The sequence below is a fragment of the Paenibacillus sp. FSL H8-0537 genome, from assembly GCF_038051995.1.
In the GTDB taxonomy this organism is placed as follows: domain Bacteria; phylum Bacillota; class Bacilli; order Paenibacillales; family Paenibacillaceae; genus Pristimantibacillus.
The window spans coordinates 5976978-6003586 of record NZ_CP150290.1 but is presented as its reverse complement, the minus strand read 5'-3'; the positions used below and the strand labels follow the sequence as shown (position 1 = coordinate 6003586).

Here is a 26609-nt window from a genome sequence, read left to right as displayed (position 1 = left end):
AAGATGAAGATGAAAAAATTAATCGTTCCAATGTTAAGCTTGACCCTATTAATGCCGACTATGGCAGGTGCAGCAGCGCCAGCAGCTACAGCGGTGAAGGCATCGGTGAACACACCGGCAGCCGAGCTGAGAGCAGGACTTGATTATTTGCTCTCCGAGCATTTCACCCTTGCGGTATCAGCGATGACGAAGGCCTATGACGGCACTAAAGATGCAGACGCTGCTTACAAAGCGCTCGACCAGAATGCACGGGATATGCAGCCGGCGATTGCTTCGCTTTACGGCGATGCAGGCGCAGCTGAGTTCGAAAGAATTTTCCGCGCACACAATCAGTACACAGACGATTTAGTCAAAGCAACGAAGAAAAAGGATGCAGCAGCAATTAAGACAGCGGAAGAGAAAGTAAGCGGGTTTGTAGACGAGTTCGGCAATTTCCTCGGCGCTGCAACAGAGGGCAAGCTTCCAGCGGATGCAGCGAAGCAAGCGATTCGCAGCCATGAGGATCACGTCCAAGAAGTATTTGAGGATTATGCAGCTGGCGATTACAAAGGTGCATATGAGGCTTACCGTAAAGGCTACGCCGAAATGTTCGGCATTAGCAAAGTGTTGTCCAGTGCAATCGCAGCCCAAATGCCGGCAAAATTCGAAAACACTAAAGCAGACTCCAAAGCAGCTGATCTGAGATCCGCATTGAATCAATTGGCTGGCGAGCATTTTGCCCTGTCTGCCCTGCAAATGCAAGAGCAATACGATGGAAGAGCCGCTTCTGACGCTCTGATCTGGGCAGAAGCGATGAACACAGCTGATTTCAAAGCAGCAATCGCCTCCATCTATGGGGCAGAAGGCGCAGCCGCTTTCGAGAAAATTTGGGTAACGAACCATGTAAATGCCCAAGCTGATTTTGTAACGGCAGTTAAAAATAATGATGTGGCAGCAAAAGCAGCAGTTGAAGCGCGTATCGCTGGCTTCACGACTGAATTTGCGACATTCCTTGATTCTGCAACAGCGGGCAATCTGCCTAAAGAGGCGGGCCAGGCCGCTCTGACCGCACATGAAAATCAAGTACAGCAAGTGCTTACGCAATATGCAGCTGGCGACTACACGGCTTCGTACAAAACGAACCGCGAAGGCTACAAGCTGATGTTCGGTGTTGGTCAAGCGCTCGGCAATGCGATTGTCACGCAGTTTAACGACAAATTCCAAGACGCAACTACACCTACAACTCCGACAACACCAACTGATCCTGCCACGATGGTAAAGGTTTGGATGCAAGTAGGCAGCAACGTCCTGAACATTAACGGTATTGTTACAAAAATGGATACAGAGCCATTCATCTGGAGCGGCATGACTTATATTCCGCTTCGCTACCTGAGCGAAGGCATTGGCGCTGACGTGAAATGGAATAAAAAAGCGCAGCAAGTTACGATTAAAGCAGGCAGTGATACGCTGAAATTTTGGATCAACAAAGACTTCATGGAAGTAAACGGGATGAAAAAATCCGTTGGCGCTAATGTATTTGTCAACTCCGACAACAGAACGGTCGTTCCACTTCGCTTCATTACGGAACTGCTTGGCTGGAACGTACAATGGGGCAAAGCCGATCATTCCATTACGTTGACAAAAGCAATGTAAGACAAAACGTCTACAAATCGAAATCCCCGCAAGCCGATCACTTGAAAAAGTGTCCGCTTGCGGGGATTTTTTTGCCTAAAACAAGGTGTTGAACATAAGGCAGTTACAGCTGACTTTCTACACGAGCAGCTTGTCTGCTGCCTTTTTACTATAAAAATCATTACCGTTGCGGGCATCATAACGTTGTGCGGATGCTATGGCGAGACCTTCAAAATGAGCGGCGAGCGCCGGAAGGCTGGTATCTTCATGAGCTGCAAGGAAGGACGCTGGAAGCCGGAGCTTAACCTGCGATCCTTCTTGAATAAGCTTCTTCAGCAGCTGAGCCGTATTTAGATGAAACAGCATAATTTCATAAGGGTTCTCATGGTCGAGGGTGAACGGCAAATGCAGCTCTACGACCTCGACCGCTTTCGCGGGCTTGGTCATCGTCAAATATTCAATATGCTGGGCGACGCTTTCCAGCAGATCGCGTTTGCCTTTGACAAGGCGATAGCCTTTCGTTTGCGCTTTTTTCGCTTCCTCGTGAAGGCCCAAGCGCTGCATAGGCAACAGCAGCTCTGGCAGCGTAATATGAGGCACCTCAGCACATTTCATGTTCCCTGATAAGATCGGCTCTGCCGCCTTTAATGCTTGCTCATCCTCGCCCAGTCTAGCATGAAGCCAAACAATACAATGCTGCTCACAGGCGTTGCAGTCGCTCATATGATCCCGTTCCTCTTTCGTAAACTGTTGAAGATAAGCCTTGGCTTCATCGAGCTTGCCATGATCAAGGGCGAGACGGGAGCGGAAATATAAATAGGTGCGTTTGCTGTAGCCATGCTCTTTATAACGTTTGCCCAAATCCTCAAGCAGCTCTTGAATTTGCGACATCGGAATTTCTGGAAAATTCGATATCGTGCCGACGATCCACTTATATCGCCATAACAAGCTGCTGCCATCGTATTCCTCAGGGTTTCGATCATATTGACCTAGCTGCCAGGAGAAGGCGATAATCGCTTTCAGCGGAAAACCGTGAAAAGCAGCGGTCTTCACGAGGTGCTGGCGTGCATAAAAGCCATTTTCAATATCGCCCTCCGCATCAGCCAGTCGAACGGCAGCCTCCAGTACCTCCAGCTGGGCAGCACCGGGAGGGAGATCAAGCGCCTGGTTCATTAAGTCATCAAAATCCATTTCCAATGATGCTCCTCTGTCTATTTGTTAAATACTTGTAAGTAGCTAGCGGCATTTTTACTATAATAATCATTGCCATTGCGAGCATCAAAACGTTGTGCCGCCGATAGGGCGAGAGCTTCAAAGTGCGCAGCAAGCGCGGGCAAACTTGTATCCTCATGCGCAGCGAGGAAGAAGGCTGGCAGACGAAGCTTCGTTTCGGAGCCTTCTTCAAGCAGCTTCTTCAGCAGCCGCGCTGTGAACAGATTAAATCGCATAACCTCATAAGGATTCTCATGATCAAGGCTAAATGCCATATGCAGCTCGACGACCTCGACCGCCTTCGCCGGATTGATATCCGTCAAATAGTTAATATGCTGTGCGACGCTTTCGAACAGATCGCGCTTGCCTTTGACCAGTCGATAGCCTTTCGTATGAAGCTTTTGGGCTTCCTCCGGAGAGCCTTGACGCAGCAAAGGTGAAAGCAAATGCGGCAGCGTAATATGAGGCACCTCAGCGCATTTCATTTTGCCCGATAAAATCGGCTCTGCCGCCTTTAATGCCTGTTCATCTTCGCCCAATTGCGCATAAAGCTCAACGATATGATTTTGCTCGCAGGCGATGCAATCGGTCATATAGTCCCGTTCGACCTTCATTAGCTGCTCGAGAAAATCCTTTGCTTCATCCAGCTTTCCATGGCTTAAGGCAAGGCGAGAGCGGTAATATAAATAAGTGCGGCGGCTGAAGCCGTGCTCCTTATAGCGTTTGCCCAAATCCTCGACAAGCTCCTGAATTTGCGCCATCGGAATTTCCGGGAAATTCGAAATGTTGCCGACGATCCATTTGTAGGACCACATTAAATCACTGCTGTCGTAATTGTCGGGGTCTTGGTCATATTGTCCCAACTGCCAAGAGAAAGCGATAATCGCTTTTAGCGGGTAACCGTGAAAAATAGCCGTCTGTACAATTTCGCCTCTCGCCTCAAAGGCGTTATCGATATCGCCTTCTGCATCTGCGATTCTCACGGCAGCCTCCAGCACCTCAAGCTTAGCGGCGCCGGGGGGCAAATCATAGGCCTGATCCATTAAATCTTCAAAATCGAGCTCCATTTATGTTCCTCCTTGTGTATTAAGCTTTTAGGCATTCGAGGAAAGTCCCCAGTCGATAAATTTAACCATGCCTTGTCCGAGTACGCCAAGCTCCTGGCGCGTCATTGGATAATGACCCATCAGCAAGGCGTTGGTGTACAGCATTTGGGCAGCAGTCGAGAACATTTCGTTGTCGGCGCTGTTGAAAATCTTCTGCACGAGCGGATTGTTTAAGTTGAAATAAAGCGTCGAATACGCCGACTCCGTAAAACTTGTGCCAAGGTTGCCAAGAACGGAGGCGAGCAGATCGGAGCTGTTCTCCTTCGCTTTTTCCAAGGAGCGCAGCGATGATGATTCCTTTGACAGCGTATATAGGGCGGGAAGCTCTGCTGGAGCAAACCGTTTAAGCTGAATTTGGCAGCGGAAGCGCTGCAAAGCTCCATCCGCAAGGCGAATGCGCTCGTAATATTGATTGCGCTCCTCGTTCGTTAAATCCTCGAAGGACAGCGATACATCTTCCGGCAGCAGCCTTTCCATATCCAGCTCAGGAAGAAGAAGCGACAGGCGCTCAAGCAATTCATGGTTATAAATATAGCCGCCATTAAGGACGAGCATCGATTGCGCTGCGGCAACATGGGTAATTTGACGATATTCATCAACAGATAAGGTGTAAAATATTTTCTTATTATCGGCCAGCAGCTCGCCAAATGTTCGTTCTCCGTATGTGCTTTCGAAAGTTAGCCAACGATAAATCGTTTGCAGGAAATCCTCATCCTGCGCAGCGAGTGCCTTCATCGACAAAGCATGCAGCTCAATGATGCGTTTCAATCGATCCGGCTCATACTCGCCTATGCGCATAAGCTCATTGCGAATCGATTGTCCAAGCTCCTCGCGCACCGTTTCCAGCCGTTCATCCTCATAAAAATGCTCGCGGGAGGCCGTCGGCTGCAGCTCATCCGTCCAAATGAGGCATTTGACGAAAAATGCCCATTCCGGTAAAATGTTTTCCGCTTTGTCCGAGACGAGCATTTGCTTCAAATACACTTTGTGGGAACGGCGGGTATTCAGGTTCACACTATGCGGCAAAATAAAAGCGATACCGCCCGTTCGGCCATTCGCTGTTTGGAGCGGGATGAAATCCTGCATCGGCTCCCCTAGCAGCTTTTCACCGAAGGCAAGCACTTCACGGCGACGACCGCGCGCCAGCTCCGGCTGCATAATCCAGTCTGGCCGCGATTCATTAATCGTCTTCGCGACTCCATTTGCATGCAGCCTAACCGGATAGGGCAGCAAGGCGCCATAATAGAAGAGTAAATCTTCAACCATTTGCGGCTCGTAATAAGGCTCGCTATCTGGCTTACAGCGCAAATAAATTTTCGTTCCCGGCGATAGCTTGGTGCTTAGCTGGCGAATCGTATACGTTCCGTCCGGTTTGCCGCGCCATTCCATGGATGGTCCGCCCTTCACCGATTGGGTCAGAACGACGATTTCGTCGCTGACCATAAAGCAGGACAGCAGACCGATGCCGAAGCGGCCGATGAATGAGGTTTCTTTTGCGATAAAATCCTGACCGACCTTGGAGGAGTGTCCAATCATTGCTAGAAACTGATGAATATCCTCCTCGGTCAGTCCTACGCCGTTGTCTTCAACCGTCATCGTCATTTGGCTGCCGCTGCCTGCAATTTCTACCGTCACATTTCCGGTGAAACCAGGCTCAAGCTGTCCACGTGCTGTAATAGCGTCCGTCGCGTTTTGCAGAAGCTCACGCAAATAAACATTAGGACTACTATATAAATGGTTGGAAAGTATATTGATCATTCCGCTTAAATTAACCTGAAAGCGATACTCCTGTTCGTTGCTCATCGGATTCTCCTTTATTATAGAAGGGTTTTAGTTTACATCGTCCTAACTATTCTACTATTTTCCATACATGCAATTCCAATATTTATAGCATAATGAGCCATATGACCCATAAGCTTATACCCTAAATCTCTATCTTTCAAACATCCATAGTCGTAGAGAAGCGCCGATTTATCCCCAGTATAATTTCGCTGGCAAAGTGGAGCATGGGCAGACTAATATATATGCATAGCAAGCAGACATTTATAATAGATAGTTTACAGCATAGAGGTCAAACTTTTCGGTGCGGTTTCTCACTAATTTGGTGACAAGAAAGAGCCATTTTAAAATAATGAGTCATGCGGCCCATACACCTATACCCTTCGCGACTACCTAAAGTTTCCAAATAGTCACGCATGCTTATTGGATCGGTATAGGAGGAAAGGAATGGGGTATAATAAAACTATACAGTATAATAGAAGGAGGCGGCATACAATGATCTTTCGCAAAGGAAGCCTAAAAGTCGGCATATTAAACGGTATTCTTCTCGCGCTGCCCTTCTGGATCCTCTTAATTTGGTTATTATTCAAACTAATTAACTAGCCTTATGTGGCTATTGAATCAGGCAATTCGGGATAGAGTATTGAAACATTAGAACGCTTGCAAAGCTCAGAACATTGGTTCAGAGCGCAAGCGTTTTTTTGTTCATTTTCCTGAAAATAAAGCAAAGGTCAAAAACACCGTCATGCCGCACGGCGCCTATAAAATAAACTGACATGCTTCGCTGGCAAAAGGCAGCGAAGCAATAGCTGTATATTGCGTCAATAAGACGCAATAAAGTTCTCATTTTGCGTCATGCAGCTTAACCGCTGTACCTATGTTGAAAATGCCCTTTTGTAGACAATAAAGCACGGTTATACAATACCTCAACCATTTACTGAAATTGGATATAGGACGCGTGGGGCAGTTAATGGGCTAAATGATCAATTTATTTAATTCGACACAAACTGACACTCTTTTCGCTTTTCTTCTTTTATAATTATTCAATACGCGTAATATACGACACACTAAAAAGAGCGCATTGGATAGGTTGCCCGCTTATATTTTCAAAAAAGAGGTGGAGGGATTTAGGATGATAACGAATCAACAATCACTCAGACGGGTGGATGATTACGGCGTTGTGGGCGAGCAGTTCGATCAAATCACTGATGATCTTCACGGGCTTGTGCAGCGAAAGCAGCGAGCCCTAAAGACGAAGGCCTTTTTCAAAAAGCTTGCTGACGATCCCTTGTTTGCACCCGAATTAGGGAGAACCTCAGGGAAAAGCCTGACAGAATGGCTGCTTATGGCGCAATATCCGATTAAGCAGGAGCGGGTATTCGATTATGAAGAGCAGCGTTATGTGCCTTCTGAGGCGAGGCCTCGTATTGATTTAGCCGAATTGTTGACGCTGCTGCTGCGTAAAAAAGGAATTAATGGCACGTTTGAAGATATGATGGACTATGTCCTTGAAGGCGGTTCGTTCCAACAGTTTTTGTCGGAGCGCAGGCTGGCGAAAAGGGCCACTATGCAAGCGTAAACAGCCGAAAGCCGTCCTCTGGTGGCAAAGCTACCGTTTCGCGTAGAAATATAGAGAAAGGATGGAGGGGAATTCATATCCTTTCCAAATATTTTAAATGAATGTTTTGAAAACTCAGAAAACTAATTTTCAAAACAGCTTGAAAAAGTTATTCTTTATGAATATAATCAAGTCGAAAAAGCTCATATCGAGTAATTTCGCGAAGGGATAAAACTGTCGAAGGATAGAGAAAGGTGCAAAATGGCTGCTCGCCCGATGCTGAAAGTTGCTTATAAGGGCCGGGCGGCTGGGCGGCGAAAGTAGTAGACACCTCTTTTTTTTATCAAAAAGGTCGCGTTTTGAATAATTTTCAAATGGAGGTAAATGCATTGGAATTAAAACAATATTGGCATGTTGTGAAAAAAAGAATTTGGTTGATAGCAGTACTCGTCTGCATAGCAGGAGTGGCGACAGGCATCTATTCTTATTTTTTTCAACAGCCGGAATTTGAGGCGTCGACCAAGCTGATCGTTAATCAGACAGGCAGTCAAAACGATATTATCGCCAAGCTGGATTTAAGCACGATCAATTCCAACATTCAACTGGTGAAGACGTACAAGGAGATTATAAGAACGCCGAGGGTGATGGACAAGGTTGCCCAGAAGCATCCTGAGCTTGGCCTTACGGCAGGCGAGCTGATTGAACGGATTAGCGTAACCTCGGTCAACGACACGCAGGTGATGTCGGTCACGGCTAAGGATTCCTCTTATAGCCGGGCCGCGAACATTGCGAATGCGGTATCGGAGGTGTTCATGCAGGAGCTGCCAAGCTTGATGCAGGTTGATAATGTGTCGATTTTATACGAAGCCGATCATACGCTCACTCCTCCTCCTGTGTCGCCTAAGCCGACGGTGAATATTGCGATTGCGATTGCACTCTCTATGCTGGTAGGCATTGGATTCGCACTGCTGCTCGATTATCTCGACGATACGATTAAGACGGAGGAAGACATTCAGGCGGTGCTTGGCTTGCCGACGCTGTCGCTCATTCCGAAAATCCGCGAGGTTGATCTAGGCAAGCACAAGGACAATTCGATAGACCAACCGATGAGGGGGAAAAATAATGTCACGTTCGAAGCCTAATTGGCCGCTCATTACGGAAACGAACCCCAAGTCGCCGATATCGGAGGCTTACCGCATCCTTAGAACGAATATTGATTTCTCCAATTTGGAGGAAGAAATTCGCACCCTGATGGTGACCTCCACGAAGATGAATGAAGGAAAAAGCACAACCTCGGCGAACATTGCCGTCACCTATGCCCAGTCGAACAAGAAGGTGCTGCTGATTGATGCCGATATGCGCAAGCCGACGCAGCATCAGCTGTTCCGAGTATCCAATCAGGTTGGATTAACCTCGGTGCTGAGCAATCAGAAGGAATGGGAGGCCGCGATTCAGACCACCTCGGTGAGCGGGCTCAGCATTTTACCAGCAGGTCCGGTTCCGCCGAATCCTTCGGAGATGCTGGCATCCAAGCGAATGGACCAACTGCTGGAAAAAATGAAGGAGCATTACGACATTATCATTGTCGACACCCCGCCGATCATGGTCGTGACGGATGCGCAAATCGTAGCATCCAAGTCCGACGGCGTCGTCCTCGTCATCGATTCCGGCACAGTGAAGAAGGAAGCCGCGATTAAAGCGAAGGCGAGCCTGGAGCATGTGAAAGCGAGGATTTTAGGGGTAGTGCTCAATAAAATCAAGCGGAGCAGCTCGGAAGGGTATTTATATTACTATCAGTGAGTTTGAGGCTTCGTTTTAAGTATTTTTAATCTCTTAATTGTTATTTTAAAAGCGTGAATGAAAAAGGCTCCACTGCATGAAAGGCTTGGCCTCCGATCGCCATTACCCTTGCATTCCTCGAATGAGCCCCCTAATAGGGGGGAATGCAAGGGTAAAAACGAACGCTACGCTTCTCCAGCTCAAGCCTTTCATTCCGTTCCGCCATTTTCATCACTATTTTTAAACCGAAATTGAAGTGATTCAACAACTGCTAGCCATTTGTTTTTTTGAAAATATAAGAATTAATAAGTTTCACGGTTATTAATGGGCTTATATTTCATCGCGAAACGGTAGCTTTGCTGCCAAAGGACGGCTTCAGCCGTTTCACCTTGAAATATAGGAAAGAATATGATTTTTCATCCTTTCTCTATATTTCTCGGAATGAAACGCGCCGCGCCGCCAAAGGACGGCGACAGCCGTTTCACCTTGAAATATAGGAAAGAATATGATTTTTCATCCTTTCTCTATATTTCTCGGAATGAAACGCGCCGCGCCGCCAAAGGACGGCGACAGCCGTTTCACCTTGAAATATAGGAAAGTATATGATTTCCTCATCCTTTCTCTATATTTCTCGGAATGAAACGCGCCGCGCCGCCAAAGGATGGCGACAGCCGTTTCACCTTGGGTAATGTCTCCTGCACCTATATCACTGGAGGCACTCGATCATGCTGTGGGCCGCGAACGGCCTTAGACGTTGAGCGTCGGTGGTGTGGGGTGAGGAGGGGTTAGATGCCCTTTAATTTAGTGAGGAGTTTAGGTGAAAGGGGCAAGCGGAGTGAAAGGTTTGGAATGGAGAAGCGTAGCGTTCGCTTTTGTCCTTTGATTTCTACCGCTGAGCGGTTTAATTCAAAGAAATCAAAGGGCAATGGCGATCGTAATCCAAACCTTTCACGCAGCGCCGATTCCCTTTCACCGAACTCCTCCCCACTATTACGTGCAGAAAAACGGGCGAAAAGGAGTGAAAGCATTTAGAAGTTCGAGCTATACGATCATGTATAGGAGAGGAGCCAGACACACGAGAGTATAGCTGGAACTTTTAACTCCCATGAACTGCTTCCAAATTAAATAAAAAAATCGAAGAAGGATAGGGTGATGGATGATGAAAAAAGTGACAAAAGCAATTATTCCTGCAGCTGGACTTGGAACGCGCTTCTTGCCTGCAACGAAAGCAATGCCGAAGGAGATGCTGCCGATTGTCGACAAGCCGACGATTCAATACATCGTCGAAGAAGCCATCGCATCCGGTATCGAAGACATTATTATCGTAACAGGCAAAGGGAAGCGGGCCATTGAGGACCATTTTGATATCGCATTTGAGCTCGAGCATACGTTGATTGAGAAAGGAAAGCTGGAGCTGCTGCAAGCGGTACAGCGTTCCTCCAATGTAACGATCCATTATATTCGTCAAAAAGAAGCAAAAGGGCTCGGCCATGCTGTATGGTGCGCCCGCAAATTTATTGGCAATGAACCATTCGCCGTTCTGCTTGGCGATGATATTGTCGAATCCGAGGTGCCTTGCACAAGGCAGCTCATTGAACAATATGATGCGACGGGCAAATCGGTCATCGGTGTTCAGACCGTAGCTGTCGATCAGACGCAGCGATATGGAATTGTCGATCCGGTAGGGATGGAAGTAGAAGGCAGCCGGCTCGTGCAGGTCAACCGTTTCGTCGAGAAGCCGAAGCCAGGACATGCCCCGTCCAATTTGGCGATTATGGGCCGTTATGTGCTGACGCCGGAAATTTTTGATTTTCTGGAGCTTCAGGAGAAGGGTGCCGGCGATGAAATTCAATTAACAGACGCGATTCAAAAGCTGAATGAAAGCGAAGGCGTTTTTGCATATGATTTTGAAGGCAAACGTTATGATGTCGGAGAAAAGCTTGGCTTTATTTTAACGACGATCGACTTCGCTCTGCGCAATAAGGAGCTTAAGCTTCCGCTGATGACGGCGCTTGAGGAAATTGTCGAGCAGCAGCAGGCCAGCCAGCTCCAAGCACTGAGGAGGGATAGCGTATGAGTGTAAATCGGCCACAATACAAGTCGGAAACCCGCACGCTGACTCTCTCGCTGCAAGCCGCAGCGAAGCGGATTATTGATGTCGTTTGCTCGATTGCGGGAATTGTCTTTCTGCTTCCGGTGTTCATGCTCGTCGCGTTGCTCATTAAGATCAGCGATCCGAAAGGCACGGTATTTTTCAAGCAGAAGCGGATTGGACATAAGGGAAATACGTTCAGCATCATCAAGTTTCGTTCCATGCTGCATGATGCCGAGCAGCGGCTGCGCGCCGACCCGGTATTGTACAAAAAATATATCGACAACAGCTACAAGCTTGATCCCTCCGAAGATCCACGCGTAACCAAAATCGGCAGCATCCTGCGCAAAACGAGCCTGGACGAGCTTCCCCAGCTCATCAATGTGCTGAAGGGCGAGATGAGTCTGGTAGGACCGCGCCCGATCGTGCGTGACGAGCTGAAGGAATACGGAGAGAAGGCGGTCCCCTTCCTATCGGTCAAGCCGGGAGTAACCGGCTATTGGCAGGTAAGCGGACGCAGCGACGTTGGGTATCCTGAGCGCGTCGATCTGGAGCTTTTTTACGTCTACAACCAGTCCGTATGGCTGGATCTGAAAATATTATATCGCACAGTCATTATTGTGCTGCTGCGTAAAGGCGCTTATTGAAATTAAAAAATGGCAAAAAGGATTAGCGGAGACCAACCTTTTCACGCAGCTTTCCCCTATATGCCATAAGACAAAGGAGTTGCCCTATGAGAGTGGCTATCGTTCATGAATGGCTGGTAACCTATGCAGGTTCAGAGAAGGTAGTGGAACAACTGCTGAATATTTACCCTGATGCGGACCTGTTCTGTGTAATTGATTTTCTGGAAGAGAAGGACCGCCATATGCTGAAGGGAAAAAAGCCAATTACAACTTTTATTCAGCAGCTGCCTTTTGCGAAAAAAATGTACAAAACCTATCTTCCTTTTATGCCGCTAGCGGTCGAGCAGTTTGACTTATCCGGCTATGATGTCATCATTTCCAGCTCGCATGCGGTTGCGAAAGGCATTATTACGGGGCCTGATCAAATTCATATTTCCTATGTGCATACGCCGATCCGTTATGCCTGGGATTTGCAGCATCAATATTTAAGCGAGCTGGGCAAGCTGAAGCAGCTCGTATCCAAGCTGCTGCTGCATCAAATTCGCATGTGGGATGTGCGGACAGCGAACGGAGTGGACGTGTTTCTCGCGAACTCGTCTTATATCGCCCGGCGCATTCACAAAATTTATCGACGCCAGGCACAGGTTGTATATCCGCCGGTTGAAGTGAAGGCGTTCGGCAATCATTCTAATCACGATCGGAAGGAATATTATTTTACCGCCTCGCGTCTTGTACCGTATAAGCGGATTGATCTGGTCGTCGAGGCCTTCGCCAAAATGCCGGACAAGGAGCTGATCGTCATTGGCGACGGTCCGGAGATGAAGACGCTGAAGCAGCTGGCAACGCCGAACGTCAAGCTGCTTGGCTACCAGCCGAATGCTGTGCTGCTTAAGCATATGCAGCAGGCCAAAGCTTTTATTTTCGCAGGTGAAGAGGACTTCGGCATTAGCATGGTCGAGGCTCAGGCAGCGGGAACGCCAGTTATTGCCTACGGCAAGGGCGGTGCTCAGGATATCGTCAAAGGACTGGGCGAAAACAATCCTACCGGCTTGTTTTTTGAGAAGCAGGATGCGGAATCGGTTATTGACGCGGTACGGCAGTTTGAGCTGCTGTCCTGGATGATTACGGATGCCAACTGCCGCCAGAACGCCCAGCAGTTTTCGGTGGAGGCGTTTTTGTACCACATTTCCAGCATTGTCAGCGGCAGCTTTAATGAACGGTTTAATCCGATGAAAGTGCAGGCCTAGCTCGATGCTTGCCCGTTTGCCGAACAAGCTGGCGCTTTATGCCGCAATGCTGCTGTCACTGGGCGTTATATGCCTCGCTTCCGTGCAGCATATTTACGTGCTGCTGTTCGTTGCTGCTGGAGCGCTCGCTTATGTCGCGATTAGGAAAGACGCCGTTTATTATGTCGTCATCCCGGCGCTGCTGGCCTACCAGTTGTATTTGCCGCTTGCGGTTTCGGTAACGCTGTCGAGTCTCGTGCTGGTTATGCTTCTGCTGCGCTCGGCGTCGCAAGGAAAGCTGATGCATTATTTTCGCACACAGCGGCTTGTTAAATATTATGTCGCCCTGCTAATCGCGATGGCGGTGGGCATTATTTATGCCCCGGACCGGGTACTCGGCTTTAAGCTGATTGCCTATTCCATCATAGGTCTGCTCGCAATGCTTGCGGGCTACTATTACCGGGCTCGCGGGCTCTCCGTTGAGCAGACGCTGCGCGGTATTCAGCATGTGTATTTGCCGATTGGCTTGCTGAACATTTATTTTATTATTGCGCCTGACCAGGAGCTGCAATTTTTAAGGTCGAAGATCGCGAGCTTCCTGATCGAGCCGAATACGCTGGCGGCGTTGATTAATGTAGATATTAAAGCTAATATATTGGACCCCTTTAAAGCGGGAACCTTGTTCGTTAATACGAATGTGGCTTCGGTTTTTTTCGGCATGATGCTTTGTATTGCGCTGTCGCTGCTGCTTCGCAAGGGCGGCCTGCTGCAGCTCGGCATCTGCTTCATTTATTTAGGCGCTATGCTGGCGACGCAATCACGAGCCGGCGTGCTCGCGCTTGGCATTGTGGTGCTGGCTTATGTGTGCATCCGGTTCCGTGTGCAAAAGCTGTTCAAGCTGTCGCTGCTGCTTGTTATACCCGCAGCAATCATACCTTTTATCGTTACAGGCGACATTATTACGAACTTGACGAGCAGGCTGAATGCCGATGCGATCGAAGGCGATCCCCGGACCTACATTTGGAAATTCACCTTCCAAAACTTTGCCGAGCATCCGCTGCTGGGCCTTGGCTATGGCGGCTGGGAGCGGATTTTTCCTTTTTACGCAGCGACAGTCGGCTTCAGCAGCAAATATCCGCCGCATAATTTGTTTGTCATTATGTGGACTTGGAGCGGCTTGTTCGGACTGATTGCCCTCATTTTGCTGCTTTTCGGCATTTTGTGGCGCGGCATCCGCCGTTATTATCGCACGGGCTCGGCACTCGACAGCTGTGTAGTAGGAGCAGCACTGTTCGTTATCGTGCAAGGAATGTTTGATAACTTTTTCCTGCATGATCTGCGGGTCGCTTCCGTGTTTTTCTTTCTTGCGGGGCTTATTTTGTATGAGCAGCGGGAGGATAGCGATGAAGCGCGAAGCAGCAACGATATTAGAAGCCAGAGCGGAAAACAGGCGGGGAGCGGCAATGGCCAAGCGGTTCAGGAGCGGGCTTTGACGCCGCAGACGGCAGAAGTTGGAGGGAAATGATGAGGATTGGCGTACTGAGAAATACCTTTTTGCCTGCATCGGAAACGTTTATTTATGAGCAGCTGAATCAATATCGGAATGTGCAGGTGGAGGTCATTACCCGGGAGGTCGCGAATCGCGATAAATTCCCTAATCAATGGAGCATTAACACAATTGTGGGCGCAGCAGGGTCGTCGCTCCAGAAGAAGCTGACGAAGCTGCTTTACACGCTGACATTGACCTCGACTCGTCATATTAACCGGATCGTTGAGCAGCGCGAGATTGAGCTTGTGCATGCCCACTTCGGGGTAGATGCGGTATATGCGGTTCCCGTCTGCAAGGAGCGCGGCATTCCGCTGTTCGCTACGTTTCACGGGTACGATATTACACGGCTCCCGAAGCTGATGCCTGGGCCGCTTTCCTGGCTCGTCTATTATGTGAAGTTTAAGCGGCTTGTGCGGGACACGACGTTGTTCCTTGCCGTATCGAACCATATTAAGCAGAAGCTGATGGCGCATGGCGTGCCCGAGCAAAAGATCAAAATCCATTACATCGGCATCGATTTGAATAAAGTTTTTTATCGGGAAGCACCGGAACGTGACACGATTACGATTATGACCGTTGGCCGGCTGACCGAGAAGAAGGGCATCGCCTATTTAATTGAAGCGTTCCACCGATTGGCAGCCCGGCGCAAGCATGTGCGCCTCGTCATTGCCGGAGACGGACCGCTGAGGCAGGAGCTGATCGAGCTTGCTGCATCGGGAGCCGGGAGCGGGCGAATGACGTTCCTTGGCAGCATACCTCACCATGAGGTGCTGCAGCGGCTCAGCGATTCGGATATTTTCTGTTTGCCGAGCGTAACGGCGAAGGATGGCGATCAGGAAGGGCTTGGCATGGTCATTTTGGAAGCTTCCGGAACGGGTCTACCTGTTGTTGCCACCAGCAGCGGAGGTATTAAGGATGCGGTGCAAAATGGCAAAACCGGCTATTTGGTAGAGGAGCGCAGCGCCGCCCAGCTGGAAGAAAAGCTCGATATGCTCGTAACCAGCCAGCCGCTGCGCGCAGCCATTGGACAAAATGGCCGCGCCTTTGTTGAGCAGCAGTTCGATCTGCGCTTGCAGACGGAGAAGCTGGAGCAGCTCTATAAACAATATATTGGAGAGAAGCAGCATGTCTAAGCCATTTATTATTGTGTCAACCGCCGATTGGGACAACCCCTTCTGGACGAATAAGCAGCATATTGCCGACAGGCTTGCGGGCCGCGGACATCAGGTGCTGTATCTGAATTCGCTCGGCCTCCGCAAGCCTTCAAGCAATGGCAAGGATATTAAGCGCATTATAAAGCGGCTCAGTCAATTTTTTAGCGGGCTGCAGCAGAAAAAAACAAATCTATGGGTATGGTCGCCAGTCGTCATCCCCTATCAGCGGTTCAGCTTCGTTCGGAAGCTGAACTTTTTTATTGTCCGGCAGTGTGTGTTGCATTTCGCCCGGAAGCTTGGGATGGAGGATTACGTGCTGTGGACATACAATCCGCTGACGCAGCCGCTGCTGAATATGCGCGAGCAGCTGTCGGTTTACCACTGTGTAGATGAAATTTCCGCGCAGCCCGGCATGCCCGAGCAAATTATTAAGGAGCAGGAAGCGCGGCTGGTGGCGGATGTTGATGTCGTGTTTGCTACGGCTCCCAATCTGTATGAGACGCGCAAGGCGATTAACGAAAGCACCTATTACAGCCCGAATGTAGCGGAATTCAATCATTTTAACAAGGCGTTGTCACCGGATACGGACATTCCCGCGGAGCTTTTGCAGATGAAGGGCCCCAAGGTCGGCTTCATTGGAGCCATTAGCGGCTACAAGCTGGACTTGGCATTAATCGAAAAGGTCGCGTCCCGCAACCCTCATGTGCATTTTGTGTTCATTGGACAAGTAGGAGAGGGCGATCCTTGGACCGATGCAGATCGGCTTGGCCAGACGCCGAACATTCATTTGATCGGGCCGAAGCCGTACAGCGAGCTGCCGGGTTATTTGAAAGGCTTCGATGCCTGCCTGCTGCCAAACGTCATTAACGAATACACGACGAATATGTTTCCGATGAAATTTTTTGAATATTTATCAGCAGGCAAGCCGGTTGTCATGACGCCGCTGCCAGCGGTTCGGGATTATTACTCCTACTGCTATGTTGCGGCAGATGCTGATGCCTTCGACAAGCAGCTGGGGCTGGCGCTGAATGAGGGATTGCTTGGCAATTACGAGCAGTTGATCATGGATCGCGTCGCCGAAGCGAAAAAGCATGACTGGGAATCGCGCATTGATACGATGCTTGCCGTCGTGGAGGCGCATATCAAAGGTGCAGGCGCACCTGAGGCGCTGCGGGCAGCGAACTTGCCAGGAGCAGCGGCGCTGGGCACACCTGCTTCACCAAGAAGCAGTAAAACTAGCAAAGCCGCTCGCAGCGTGGGCAGCAAAGCGTAGTCTTGCAGCCTAGCATCAGCGGCCAGCTGCTGTATTTGTGCTAGCTGTGCCCTATCATGCAGCGATATTAATCGAAAAAGACGAGGACAGAGGAGTGGAGAGCTTGTTCGAACATATTGTGCACGAAGCGAATGTTCCGCTGAGCCGCATTACGACGATGAGCGTTGGCGGCCCTTGCCGTTATTACGTCGTTCCGAAAAGCGTGGAGGATATTCGTTTTGTAACGGCGATTTGCGAGCGTTTTGGCTGGAAGCTGCTCATTATCGGCAATGGCTCGAATGTGCTTGCAGGCGACGAGGGCTTTGATGGCGTCGTCATGCATGTCGGCAAAGGATTGAAGGAATACGGCCTTAAGGATGGCGAGCTGTACGCCGAAGCTGGAGTAGCGCTGCCAAGGCTGGCGTATTCCATGGCGAACGAAGGCATCGCCGGATTTGATTTTATGGCTGGCATCCCCGGCAGTGTAGGCGGCGGGCTTGTCATGAACGCTGGCTGCATCGGCAAGGAAATCGGCGATGTCGTCAGCAGTGTCACGCATGTCAGCGACACGGGCGAGGTGATTACGAGCAGCGCCGAGGAGCTGCAGTTTTCCTTCCGCCGGAGCTGGTTTCTGGATCGGCGCCACATTATTGTGAGTGCGCGCTTCCGGGCTGAACCCGCAACGGATTCAGCGCAGGTGATGGAAGCAACGAAGCGGGCGGCGGATATCCGCAAGGGCAAGTTCCCCATCAATGTCAAAACGGTGGGCAGCACCTTCAAAAGCCCGCCCGAAGGCCCGCATCCTGGCAGACTGATCGAAGAGGTCGGGTTGAAAGGATTTGTTATTGGCGGCGCACAGATTAGTACGGTGCACGCGAACTGGATCATTAATCAAGGCAGTGCAACAGCCAGCGACGTAAAGCGGCTCATTGAGCTGATGCAGACGACAGTAGCCAAGCAGCTCGGCATCCAAATGGAGCCAGAAGTGTTGTTCGTATAAATAAAAAAACAAAAGGGTGAGTGAAAAGGCGAGAGGAGTGAAAAGGCTGGTTGGAGAAGTGGAACGTCCGATTTTTGCAGCTTGATTTATACCGCTAGAGCGGTTGATTCAATAAATGAAGTTGCAACAGCGGTCGGAAACTAGCCTTTTCGCGCAGCGATGTTCCTTTTTCTGCCCCCTTTAAAAAGGGAGAGAAAGCATATGGTACAAGCTCATTCAAGAGCGCTCGGCACAAAAAGGATTTCGGAGCCTTATTTATTAATTGAGGGAGGTTATCCCCTTTCAGGTGAAGTGTCGCTTCCCGGTGCCAAAAACTCGGCGCTGCCCGCTATTGTGGCCGCCTGCCTCTCCGATGAGGAGGTCGTGCTTCATAATGTGCCGCTTGAGCTGAATGACGTAGCCAAGCTGATCAAGCTGCTGAACGATTCCGGCGCAAACGTGGAAATCAAAGGCGACGAGCTTCACTGCAAGGGCAGCGCGTGGATGGGCGGCACGCTGAATGCCGAGCTGGCGGGCAAAATCCGCCACTCCCTGCTGCTGCTCGGAGCGGCGGCGCACTGGCGCAGCTCGCTGTTCCTGCCGCTGCCGGGCGGCTGCAACATTGGCAGCCGCAAGCATGACATGCACGTCAGCGCGCTGCAGGAGCTTGGCTTCGCGATGGAGGAGAGCGAGCTGGGGCTTCACTTGCGCGAGAGCCAGCCGAAGGCGAGGACGGTTATTACATTTCCGTATCCAACCTTTGGCGGGACTCTGAATGTTTTATTCGCATCCGTTCGTTCGAATGCGGTTGTTGAGCTGCATAATGCCGCCCGCAATCCCGAGGTGCTGGATGTCATCAAGCTGCTCAGCGATATGGGGGCAAATATTGAATGGCTGTCATCGAACAGCCTGCAAATTACGGGCGTAGAGCGTCTGCACCGCGCAGACTTTACGGTGATGAGCGACCGCATTATCGCTTCAACGATTATTTCGGCAGTTGGTGCAACGAAAGGCTCGGCAACGATTCGCAATGCAACGACCCGCATCCTGGAGTCCGAAGTAGCCGTATGGCGGCAGGCGGGCCTGAAAATAGAAGAGATCGACAACGGCATTTATGTGGAATGGAATCGGCCGCTGGAAGCAGTGAACGTCACGACGGCTGCTTATCCGGGCTTCCATACCGATATTCAACCGCTGCATACCGTATTGATGATGAATGCAAGCGGCACGAGCGAGCTCAAGGAGACGATTCTCGACGGACGCTTCTCCTACTGCTACGAGCTGAACAAGCTGGGCGCGAACATCGAGGTGAAGGATGGCGGCTTCCTTTGCGTCAATGGGGCAGCGGGACAGACGGCGGTCATTCACGGCGTAGACGAGCTGTATGGAACCGATCTTGTTGCAACCGATATTCGCGGCGGAGCGGCGGTTGCAGTTGCTGCGCTGGCGGCTGTTGGGACAAGCCGGATTACGAATTTGTATCAGCTGGAGCGGGGCTACGGCAACTTCACCGAAATTTTCACAGCGCTGGGCGCGCAGATTATGAAGGTGAACCACTAGCATGCTGTTCCAGATTTTAACGACGATCGGCACCCGGCTGCTTGTATTATTCGGAGCTTTTATCGTTTCGGTACTGACAGCAAGGCTGCTGGGTCCCGAAGGCAAAGGGATGATAACGGCCATACTCGTCATCCCTACGCTCGTTGTGACAATCGCCGATCTTGGCATCCGGCAGGCGGCTGCTTATCTCATCGGTAAAAAAATATTTAACTATAACGATATTGTATCGACCTTATTATTTATGTGGTTAATCTCCTCCTCCCTTAGCGTGGCTGTCGTTATGGGTATTTTGCTGCTCCAGTATGGAGGAGAGTACAGCTGGGAGCTGCTTGTCATTTGTACGCTGACGGTGCCCGTTAATCTAGCGATTCAATATTTACGCGGCATTATGCAGGGCAAAGGCAATATTGGCAGCATTAATAAAGTGGAAATTATTAAGACGGCGCTTAATTTCATCATTTTGCTCATTCTCGTCTGGGCGCTTGGCATGGGAGTACTCGGAGCGGCGCTGACACAGCTGCTGATGGCGGCGTTCACGTTAGGCTACTCCATGAAGCTGCTGCTGGGCGAAGTGAAATTCAAGTTCAAATATATTCACCCCATTCCGCAGCAGATGATGCGGCAGGGCTTCTCTTTTGCGCTTGCGCTGTTCATTATTCAGCTTAATTACCGGGTGGACGTCATTATTTTGGAGCGGTTCACGAATGTCATCGAGGTCGGCATTTATTCGGTTGGCACGAATCTAGCAGAGCTGATCTGGCAGCTGCCTGCTGCTATTGGGCTCATTTTATTTTCACGCAGCGCAAGCTCCAGCAGCAGTCAGGAGGCAGTAGAACGGACGGCGAAGCTGATACGCGTCATTATGCCTGTGCTTATCGTGTTCGGCGTTTTCTTCTGGTTCATGTCGCCGCTGTTTATCCGCCTGCTGTATGGCGCTGATTTTGCCGAATCGGGACAGGTTATTCGCTACTTGCTGCCGGGTATTATCGCCATGGTGCTGTTCAAGCTGATTCATTCGGACCTGTCGGGCAGAGGCGCGCCGCTGTTCTCGCTGCGGGTATCGGTTATTGCGCTCATTATGAACGTCGTGCTTAATTTCATTCTCGTTCCCAAATACGGGGCGGTTGGGGCGTCGATTTCCTCCAGCATCAGCTACATGTATGCGGGCGTCGCTTTTATTATTTTTTACGCAAGGCGTGAATCAATCAGTTTGAGCAGGCTTTTAATTTTAAACAAAGAGGACTGGGCGCAAATCAAAAGTAAAATCGGCTCAATCGGCGTTCGTTTCATGAAGCTGCGAAGCCGCTAAAGGGCCAAAGATAACGGAGATGAGGACATGCTGGTATCGATCATCACGGTGTATTACAACCGGGTCAATCAAGTGAAGGAGTCGATTCAAAGCCTGCTTGACCAGACGTATGCGAATACGGAAATTATTTTGGTTGATGACGGCTCGACGGACGGCACGCTGCAGGCGCTGGAAGCTTTTGAAGATCCGCGCATTCGGCTGATCAGCCACAGCAATCGCGGCTTCACCCGTTCGGTCATTGAAGCGGTGAATCAGAGCAAGGGCGAAGTCGTAGCCATTCAGGGCTCTGGCGATATTTCGTTCCCGGAGCGTATTGAGGAGCAGGTAAAGGTGCTGCAAAGCAGGCCGGATGTTGGTGTCGTTGGCTGTATCGTCGAGAACGTCAACAAGGTGACGAACACAACGACGATTTATAACAAGTATAAGCAGGGCGTCAGTGGAATTGATCAGCTGCTGCAAAATAACTTCTACACCCACGGCGAGGTTATGTTCCGCCGCGATGCTTACGAGCGGGCGGGCGGCTACCGCGAGCTGTTCAAGTTCACGCAGGATTACGATTTATGGCTGCGGATGGGGCTCGTCACGGAGTTTGCGCTCGTCGAGAAGCTGCTGTATCGCAGATACACATTGCCTGACGGCGTAAGCGGCTCCGTTGAAAAAATGATGGTGCAGCAATATCTTGCTGAGCTGGGCAGACAGTGCGCTGAGCTTCGTATTCGCGAAGGGCGCGACCTGATTGACCGCTACGGCGTGCATGCCCTATTTTTCCTAAAAAGATCGAAGCGCCTCGCGCTCAAGCTGTTTAATCTCGGCGTTTCCGCCATTGTAAATGAGCGGGACATGGATAAGGCGAAGCGGCTCGTGCAGCTCAGTCTGGAGCAAAATTGGACGGCAAGAGGCAGCGTGTTATCGGGGCTGCTGGCTGTGCTGACCCGTTTCGAGGGCGGCAAAAAAGCAATGCTGTCGATGCTGCTCTTGCTGCGGCAGGTGAAGAAAAAGGTAGAGAAAGCGGCGTAAAGCTAGTGCCGCTATATTCAAGCATTTTGAAGCGTGGTGAAAAAGCGGAGCTTTTCAAAATATAAGAAAGTATAAGTATTCTCTTTATACTTGGCTTATATTTCACCGCGAAACGTTAGCATTACCGCCAGAGGACGGCAAAGCCGTTTACGCTTGTGCAGCGCAGCATTTCTTTCACCACAGTTTCACATGCAAAAGGAGGAGCAAAACCAATGAAGCTGATTCTTTTATCGGGCGGTTCAGGTAAACGGCTGTGGCCGCTGTCTAATGATGCAAGGTCGAAGCAATTTTTGCGAATTTTGGATGGGCCCGGCGGGCTAAAGGAATCGATGGTCGAGCGGGTATGGCGCCAGCTTGGCGAGACAGGCCTGCAACGCTCATCCTATATCGCCGCCGGCAAGGCGCAGGAGGAAATGATTCGCGTGCATGCCGGCTTGTCGGTGCCGCTCATTATTGAGCCGGAGCGGCGGGACACATTCCCGGCTATCGCATTATCAGCGGTTTATTTGTACTCCGTTGCCGGAGTCAGCCTGGATGAAGTCGTGACGATTCTCCCGGTTGACCCCTATGTGGAGGATGCCTTCTTCCATAAAATAAGCGAGCTTGCGCAGGTCATTCACGATTCTGGCTGCGATATGGCGCTGATGGGCGTCAAACCGACCTTCCCATCGGAAAAATACGGCTACATCGTGCCGGAGACTGACGAGCCTAAGCTGATTATTAATGCGGCAGGCGACGTCATGGAAGCGGAAGGGATTGACACAGAAACAGGCAACGCCCGCTCGTACCGGCTTGTCCGGCACTTCACTGAAAAGCCGCGCGAGGATGCGGCATCCGAGCTGATGCAGCGCGGAGCGCTTTGGAACTGTGGCGTGTTCGCCTTCAAGCTCGGCTATTTAATTAATCTGCTGATCGAGAAGCGGATTCCAATTCAATACGATGAGCTCGTCAATCAATACAGCACGCTGGTGAAGACAAGCTTCGATTATGAGGTCGTGGAGCGGGCGAAGCAGGTTGCCGTGCTTCCTTTTGACGGCTGCTGGAAAGACCTTGGCACCTGGAACACGCTGACGGAAGAGATGGGAACGTCGGAGCTTGGCGAGCATATTACAACAGAGCTTGCAACGGATACGCATGTCATTAACGAGCTTGGTATTCCGATTACGATTCTTGGCATCAAAAATGCCATCGTCGCTGCAAGTCCTGACGGCATTCTGGTGTCCGACAAGGCATCCAGCCCGCGTATTAAAGAAGTGCTGAAAAATCGCGACAAGCGCCCGATGTACGAGGAACGCAGATGGGGCTACTATATCGTGCTTGATTATTTGAAATATCCGGACGGCAGCGAGGTCATGACAAAGCGCGTCTGCCTCGATAGAGGGAAAAACTTCAGCTATCACTATCATAACAATCGCTGCGAGGTGTGGACGATTTTGTCCGGCGAAGGCGAAATGATGCTCGATGACCAGCTGCGGACTGTAAAGGCTGGCGACATTATCAACATCCCTCTGGGCAGCAGACACTGCCTGCTTGCCCGGACACCAATGGAAATGATCGAGGTGATGAGAGGAACGCAGCTTGTAGAAGAGGAGAGCGTCAGGCTGGAAGCGGATTGGAATGACATTATGCAATATTGCATGATTTGAAGGAGCTAACAGGATGATGAATGCTATTGCAGAGCAACTGGATTATGCGATTGATCGGAGATACGAGCGCTGGAGGGAAGCAGAGCTGCCCTTTTACCTTCGAAAAGAGCTCGGAGAGCTTGGAGCTGGCGATTTGACCGACCGCTTCTACAAGCATCTTCACCTTGGGCCGGAAGGCGTGCGGGAGAAGGTGGGCGCAGGAACGAACCGGATGAATATCTACACGGTGCGCCGCATTGCGCTGGCGCTTGCTGGGGAAATTCGCAGCGGCGGCGAGGAGGCGAAGCAGCGCGGTGTTGCGATTGCTTTTGACAGCCGGATTTTATCGCGGGTGTTCGCGGAACAGGCAGCGCTCGTGCTGGCCAAAAACAGAGTGAAGGTTTATCTTTTTGAGCAGGCCCGGCCTACGCCGGAGCTCTCCTTCGCTGTCCGTTTTCTGCATGCGGCAGCCGGGCTGATGATTACAGCCGGCCATTATCCTTATGATTACAACGGCGTCAAGCTGTTCAGCTCAGATGGCGCTGTTATGGCGCCGGAATACAACCAGCTCGTAGCAAGGCGCATGGAGGGCATCGAGGAGGAGGTTTCGATCCCGCTGATGGATGCGGAGGAAGCGGTGCGACAGGGGCTTCTTGTGCTCGTCGGTACGGAGGTGGATAAAGCTTACCACCACAAGCTTGTGGGCATCATCGTTCGTCCAACTGCCTTTCGAGCGGGGCGAACGCGGCTGCGCGTCATTTATACGCCGCTGCATGGCAGCGGGGGGCAGACGCCGCTTGCGCTGCTGAAGCAAATGGGCTATCGCGATGTGGAGAGCGTGCCGGAGCAGTTTCAGCCAGACCCGCTTTTCCCGACCATCGATGAGCCGGACCCTAACAATCCCGATTCTTACAGGCAGGCGCTGCTGCTGGCCGAGCGGAAGCAGACGGATCTGATTATGGCGACCGATCCCGAATCGCAGCAGCTTGGCGCAATGGCAAGGGACAAAAGCGGCAGGTGCCGCCTGCTGTCTGCGAACCAACTGGGCAGTCTGCTGCTTGAATATCTTTGCACGCAGAAGCGGGCCAATGAGCCGGTTTACCCAGCAACGTTTTACAAGTCGCTCCTAACGACGGAGCTTAGCACAGCGATAGCAAGGCGCTACGGTCTTCATATCGTAGAGACGCCGCCGGGCTTCCGCCATATAGCCGCTCGTATAGCGGAAGAAGAGCAGCTCGGAGCGAGAAAGTTTTTTTTCGCCTTTGATGAGTCGGGCGGCTGCCTGCCGCAGGCGTTCGTCAGAGATAAGGATGCGATGCAGACGCTGCTGCTCACAACAGAGATGGCGGCTTTTTATAAAAGCCGGGGCCTGACATTATGGGATCAGCTGTACAAGCTTTATGAGGCATATGGCTTTTATTTGGAGGATCAGGTCAGCCTGTCCTTTCCCGGCCTTGAAGGCTCGCAGCGGCTGCGCAATGTGATGCGCAAGCTGCGGGGTGAAGTGCCTGAGAAGCTTTCCTCGCTGCGAATTCGCAGTATTTATGATTCCGAGGAGCATGGCGTGAAAGCGCTGGGCTTCAGCAAGGAAGCCGCGAATCAGGAGCTGGGAGCAAATGTGATCAAATATGTTTTCGAGGATGGAGCTTGGTGCGCATTGCAGCCTACCGGAGCAGGAACGTCGCTGCGGCTTTATTACGGAGCGAAGGAATGGAGCGAGGTGCGCTGCAGGCGCAGGCTGGCAGCCATTCGTACGGCGCTGCTCTACGATATGGAGACGATTTTATAATAGAATATTTCAAAATAAATGATAGGAGCTGGAGCTTGATGAACGTAACAGTGATAGGAACGGGATATGTAGGATTGGTATCGGGCGTATGTTATGCGGAGAAAGGCAATCATGTCATCTGTGTCGATAAGGATGTAAGCAAAATCGAGCGCCTTCGCAGCGGTGAAATTCCCATTTATGAGCCAGGACTCAAAGAATTGGCCGATAGCAATACGGCGGCCGGTCGCCTCTCCTTCACCGATGATCTGACCGAAGCGATGGCACTGGCGGATGTTGTCATTATTGCGGTAGGCACGCCGCCACTGCCGAATGGCGAGGCAGATATGCGGTTCGTCGAGCTGGTAGCACGTGAAATCGGCTATGCGCTCAACGGCTATAAGGTTGTTGTTGTGAAAAGCACAGTGCCGGTCGGCACGAACGAACGCGTTCGCGGCATTGTGGCAGCGATTAGCGATTACCCGTTCGATATCGCCTCCGTCCCTGAGTTTCTGCGCGAGGGCTCAGCCGTCAAGGATACTTTGAATCCAGACCGCATCGTTATCGGCTCGGAGAGCACGCGTGCAGCAGAGGTGCTGACAAGCCTGCACAAGCCATTTACCGACCAGCTGATTATGACGGATATTCGCAGCGCCGAGATGATCAAATACGCCTCCAATGCGTTTCTAGCTACGAAAATATCGTTCATCAATGAAATTGCCAACATTTGCGAAAAGGTAGGCGCAGATGTAACGGAGGTTGCCCACGGCATGGGGCTGGACCGCCGGATTGGCTCCTCCTTCCTGCGCGCCGGCATCGGCTATGGAGGCTCCTGCTTCCCGAAGGATACGAAGGCTCTCATTCAAATAGCGGGCAACGTCGAATATGACTTCAAGCTGCTCAAGTCGGTCGTAGAGGTCAATCAGCATCAGCGCTACGGCGTCATCGACAAGCTCAAACGGGCGCTAGGCAGCATGCATGGCAGACGCATTGCCATTTGGGGCCTTGCATTTAAGCCGGAAACCGATGATGTAAGAGAAGCGCCCGCGATTGAAATTATTGAATCGCTGCTTGCGCTTGGCGCAATTCCACGTGTAACTGACCCCATTGCGGTAGAAAATTTCCGTTCCCTGCTGAATCACCCATCTATTGAATGGTGCGATTCCGCGCTTGATGCAGCGAAGCAATGCGACGCTGTTTGCCTGCTCACGGAGTGGGACGACTATACGAAGCTCGATCTCAAGGAAGTGGAGCGCGTCATGGCGAGCCCCATTCTCATTGACGGCCGCAATGCGATCAGCAAAGAGCAGCTGGAAGGAACGCTGTTTGCCTACTATCCGGTGGGCAGACCTATGATGAACATCGAAGACATTGCGATACATGAATTGATTTAGGTTTTTCCATTTCCGA

20 protein-coding genes are annotated in these 26609 nt (G+C 50.8%); 17 read left to right on the top strand and 3 right to left on the bottom strand.

All coding sequences use genetic code 11. The features are described from left to right. The first annotated feature begins 3 nt into the window (after positions 1-3). The gene (locus MHB80_RS25420; RefSeq protein WP_341279575.1) at positions 4-1632 is read left to right on the top strand and encodes a copper amine oxidase N-terminal domain-containing protein; all 1629 of its coding nucleotides are present in this window, start codon (positions 4-6) and stop codon (positions 1630-1632) included. A gap of 117 nt (positions 1633-1749) precedes the next feature. On the opposite strand, the gene MHB80_RS25415 is transcribed toward MHB80_RS25420, so the two are convergent. The 3 genes from MHB80_RS25415 to MHB80_RS25405 are packed head-to-tail and all read right to left on the bottom strand — an operon-like array spanning position 1750 to position 5732. After that, positions 1750-2802, bottom strand: coding sequence for a hypothetical protein (locus MHB80_RS25415; protein WP_341279574.1), 1053 nt, complete (start codon positions 2800-2802; stop codon positions 1750-1752). 20 nt (positions 2803-2822) lie between these two features. Next, entirely contained in the window at positions 2823-3890 is a 1068-nt protein-coding gene (locus MHB80_RS25410; RefSeq protein WP_341279573.1) for a hypothetical protein, read from the bottom strand. A 27-nt stretch (positions 3891-3917) separates the two neighbouring features. Further along, positions 3918-5732, bottom strand: a complete 1815-nt coding sequence (locus MHB80_RS25405; protein ID WP_341279572.1) for an HSP90 family protein — start codon at positions 5730-5732, stop codon at positions 3918-3920. Positions 5733-6840: 1108 nt separating this feature from the next. Here MHB80_RS25405 and MHB80_RS25400 point away from each other — a divergent pair. The 16 genes from MHB80_RS25400 to MHB80_RS25325 all read left to right on the top strand — a co-directional run bounded on the left by MHB80_RS25400 (position 6841) and on the right by MHB80_RS25325 (position 26593). After that, the gene (locus MHB80_RS25400; RefSeq protein WP_341279571.1) at positions 6841-7287 is read left to right on the top strand and encodes a hypothetical protein; all 447 of its coding nucleotides are present in this window, start codon (positions 6841-6843) and stop codon (positions 7285-7287) included. 368 nt (positions 7288-7655) lie between these two features. After that, positions 7656-8408 (top strand): Wzz/FepE/Etk N-terminal domain-containing protein, encoded by a 753-nt coding sequence (locus tag MHB80_RS25395; protein ID WP_341279570.1) that lies wholly within the window; start codon positions 7656-7658, stop codon positions 8406-8408. Next, entirely contained in the window at positions 8389-9066 is a 678-nt protein-coding gene (locus MHB80_RS25390) for a CpsD/CapB family tyrosine-protein kinase (RefSeq protein ID WP_341279569.1), read from the top strand. Before MHB80_RS25395 ends, MHB80_RS25390 begins: the two co-directional genes overlap by 20 nt. A gap of 1138 nt (positions 9067-10204) precedes the next feature. Further along, complete coding sequence (gene galU, locus MHB80_RS25385; protein ID WP_341283074.1) at positions 10205-11122, top strand: UTP--glucose-1-phosphate uridylyltransferase GalU; 918 nt, start codon at positions 10205-10207, stop codon at positions 11120-11122. After that, entirely contained in the window at positions 11119-11784 is a 666-nt protein-coding gene (locus tag MHB80_RS25380; RefSeq protein ID WP_341279568.1) for a sugar transferase, read from the top strand. Before galU ends, MHB80_RS25380 begins: the two co-directional genes overlap by 4 nt. Positions 11785-11870: 86 nt before the next feature. After that, a complete protein-coding gene (locus MHB80_RS25375) occupies positions 11871-13010 on the top strand; it encodes a glycosyltransferase family 4 protein (protein WP_341279567.1) in 1140 nt (379 codons plus the stop codon). A gap of 4 nt (positions 13011-13014) precedes the next feature. Further along, complete coding sequence (locus MHB80_RS25370) at positions 13015-14514, top strand: O-antigen ligase family protein (protein WP_341279566.1); 1500 nt, start codon at positions 13015-13017, stop codon at positions 14512-14514. Then, a complete protein-coding gene (locus MHB80_RS25365; RefSeq protein ID WP_341279565.1) occupies positions 14511-15671 on the top strand; it encodes a glycosyltransferase in 1161 nt (386 codons plus the stop codon). Before MHB80_RS25370 ends, MHB80_RS25365 begins: the two co-directional genes overlap by 4 nt. Further along, positions 15664-16965, top strand: coding sequence for a glycosyltransferase (locus MHB80_RS25360; RefSeq protein ID WP_341279564.1), 1302 nt, complete (start codon positions 15664-15666; stop codon positions 16963-16965). The genes MHB80_RS25365 and MHB80_RS25360 overlap by 8 nt, the downstream gene beginning before the upstream one ends. Before the next feature lie 103 nt (positions 16966-17068). After that, a complete protein-coding gene (gene murB, locus MHB80_RS25355; RefSeq protein WP_341279563.1) occupies positions 17069-17944 on the top strand; it encodes a UDP-N-acetylmuramate dehydrogenase in 876 nt (291 codons plus the stop codon). A gap of 201 nt (positions 17945-18145) precedes the next feature. Next, positions 18146-19483 (top strand): UDP-N-acetylglucosamine 1-carboxyvinyltransferase, encoded by a 1338-nt coding sequence (locus MHB80_RS25350; protein ID WP_341279562.1) that lies wholly within the window; start codon positions 18146-18148, stop codon positions 19481-19483. Between the two features lies 1 nt (position 19484). After that, positions 19485-20792: an oligosaccharide flippase family protein gene (locus tag MHB80_RS25345; protein ID WP_341279561.1), complete on the top strand. Its 1308-nt coding sequence runs from the start codon at positions 19485-19487 to the stop codon at positions 20790-20792. A gap of 27 nt (positions 20793-20819) precedes the next feature. After that, a complete protein-coding gene (locus tag MHB80_RS25340; protein WP_341279560.1) occupies positions 20820-21809 on the top strand; it encodes a glycosyltransferase in 990 nt (329 codons plus the stop codon). 212 nt (positions 21810-22021) lie between these two features. Then, entirely contained in the window at positions 22022-23455 is a 1434-nt protein-coding gene (locus MHB80_RS25335) for a sugar phosphate nucleotidyltransferase (protein ID WP_341279559.1), read from the top strand. A gap of 13 nt (positions 23456-23468) precedes the next feature. Further along, positions 23469-25223: a phospho-sugar mutase gene (locus MHB80_RS25330; protein ID WP_341279558.1), complete on the top strand. Its 1755-nt coding sequence runs from the start codon at positions 23469-23471 to the stop codon at positions 25221-25223. 38 nt (positions 25224-25261) lie between these two features. After that, complete coding sequence (locus MHB80_RS25325) at positions 25262-26593, top strand: UDP-glucose/GDP-mannose dehydrogenase family protein (protein ID WP_341279557.1); 1332 nt, start codon at positions 25262-25264, stop codon at positions 26591-26593. Positions 26594-26609: the final 16 nt, after the last annotated feature.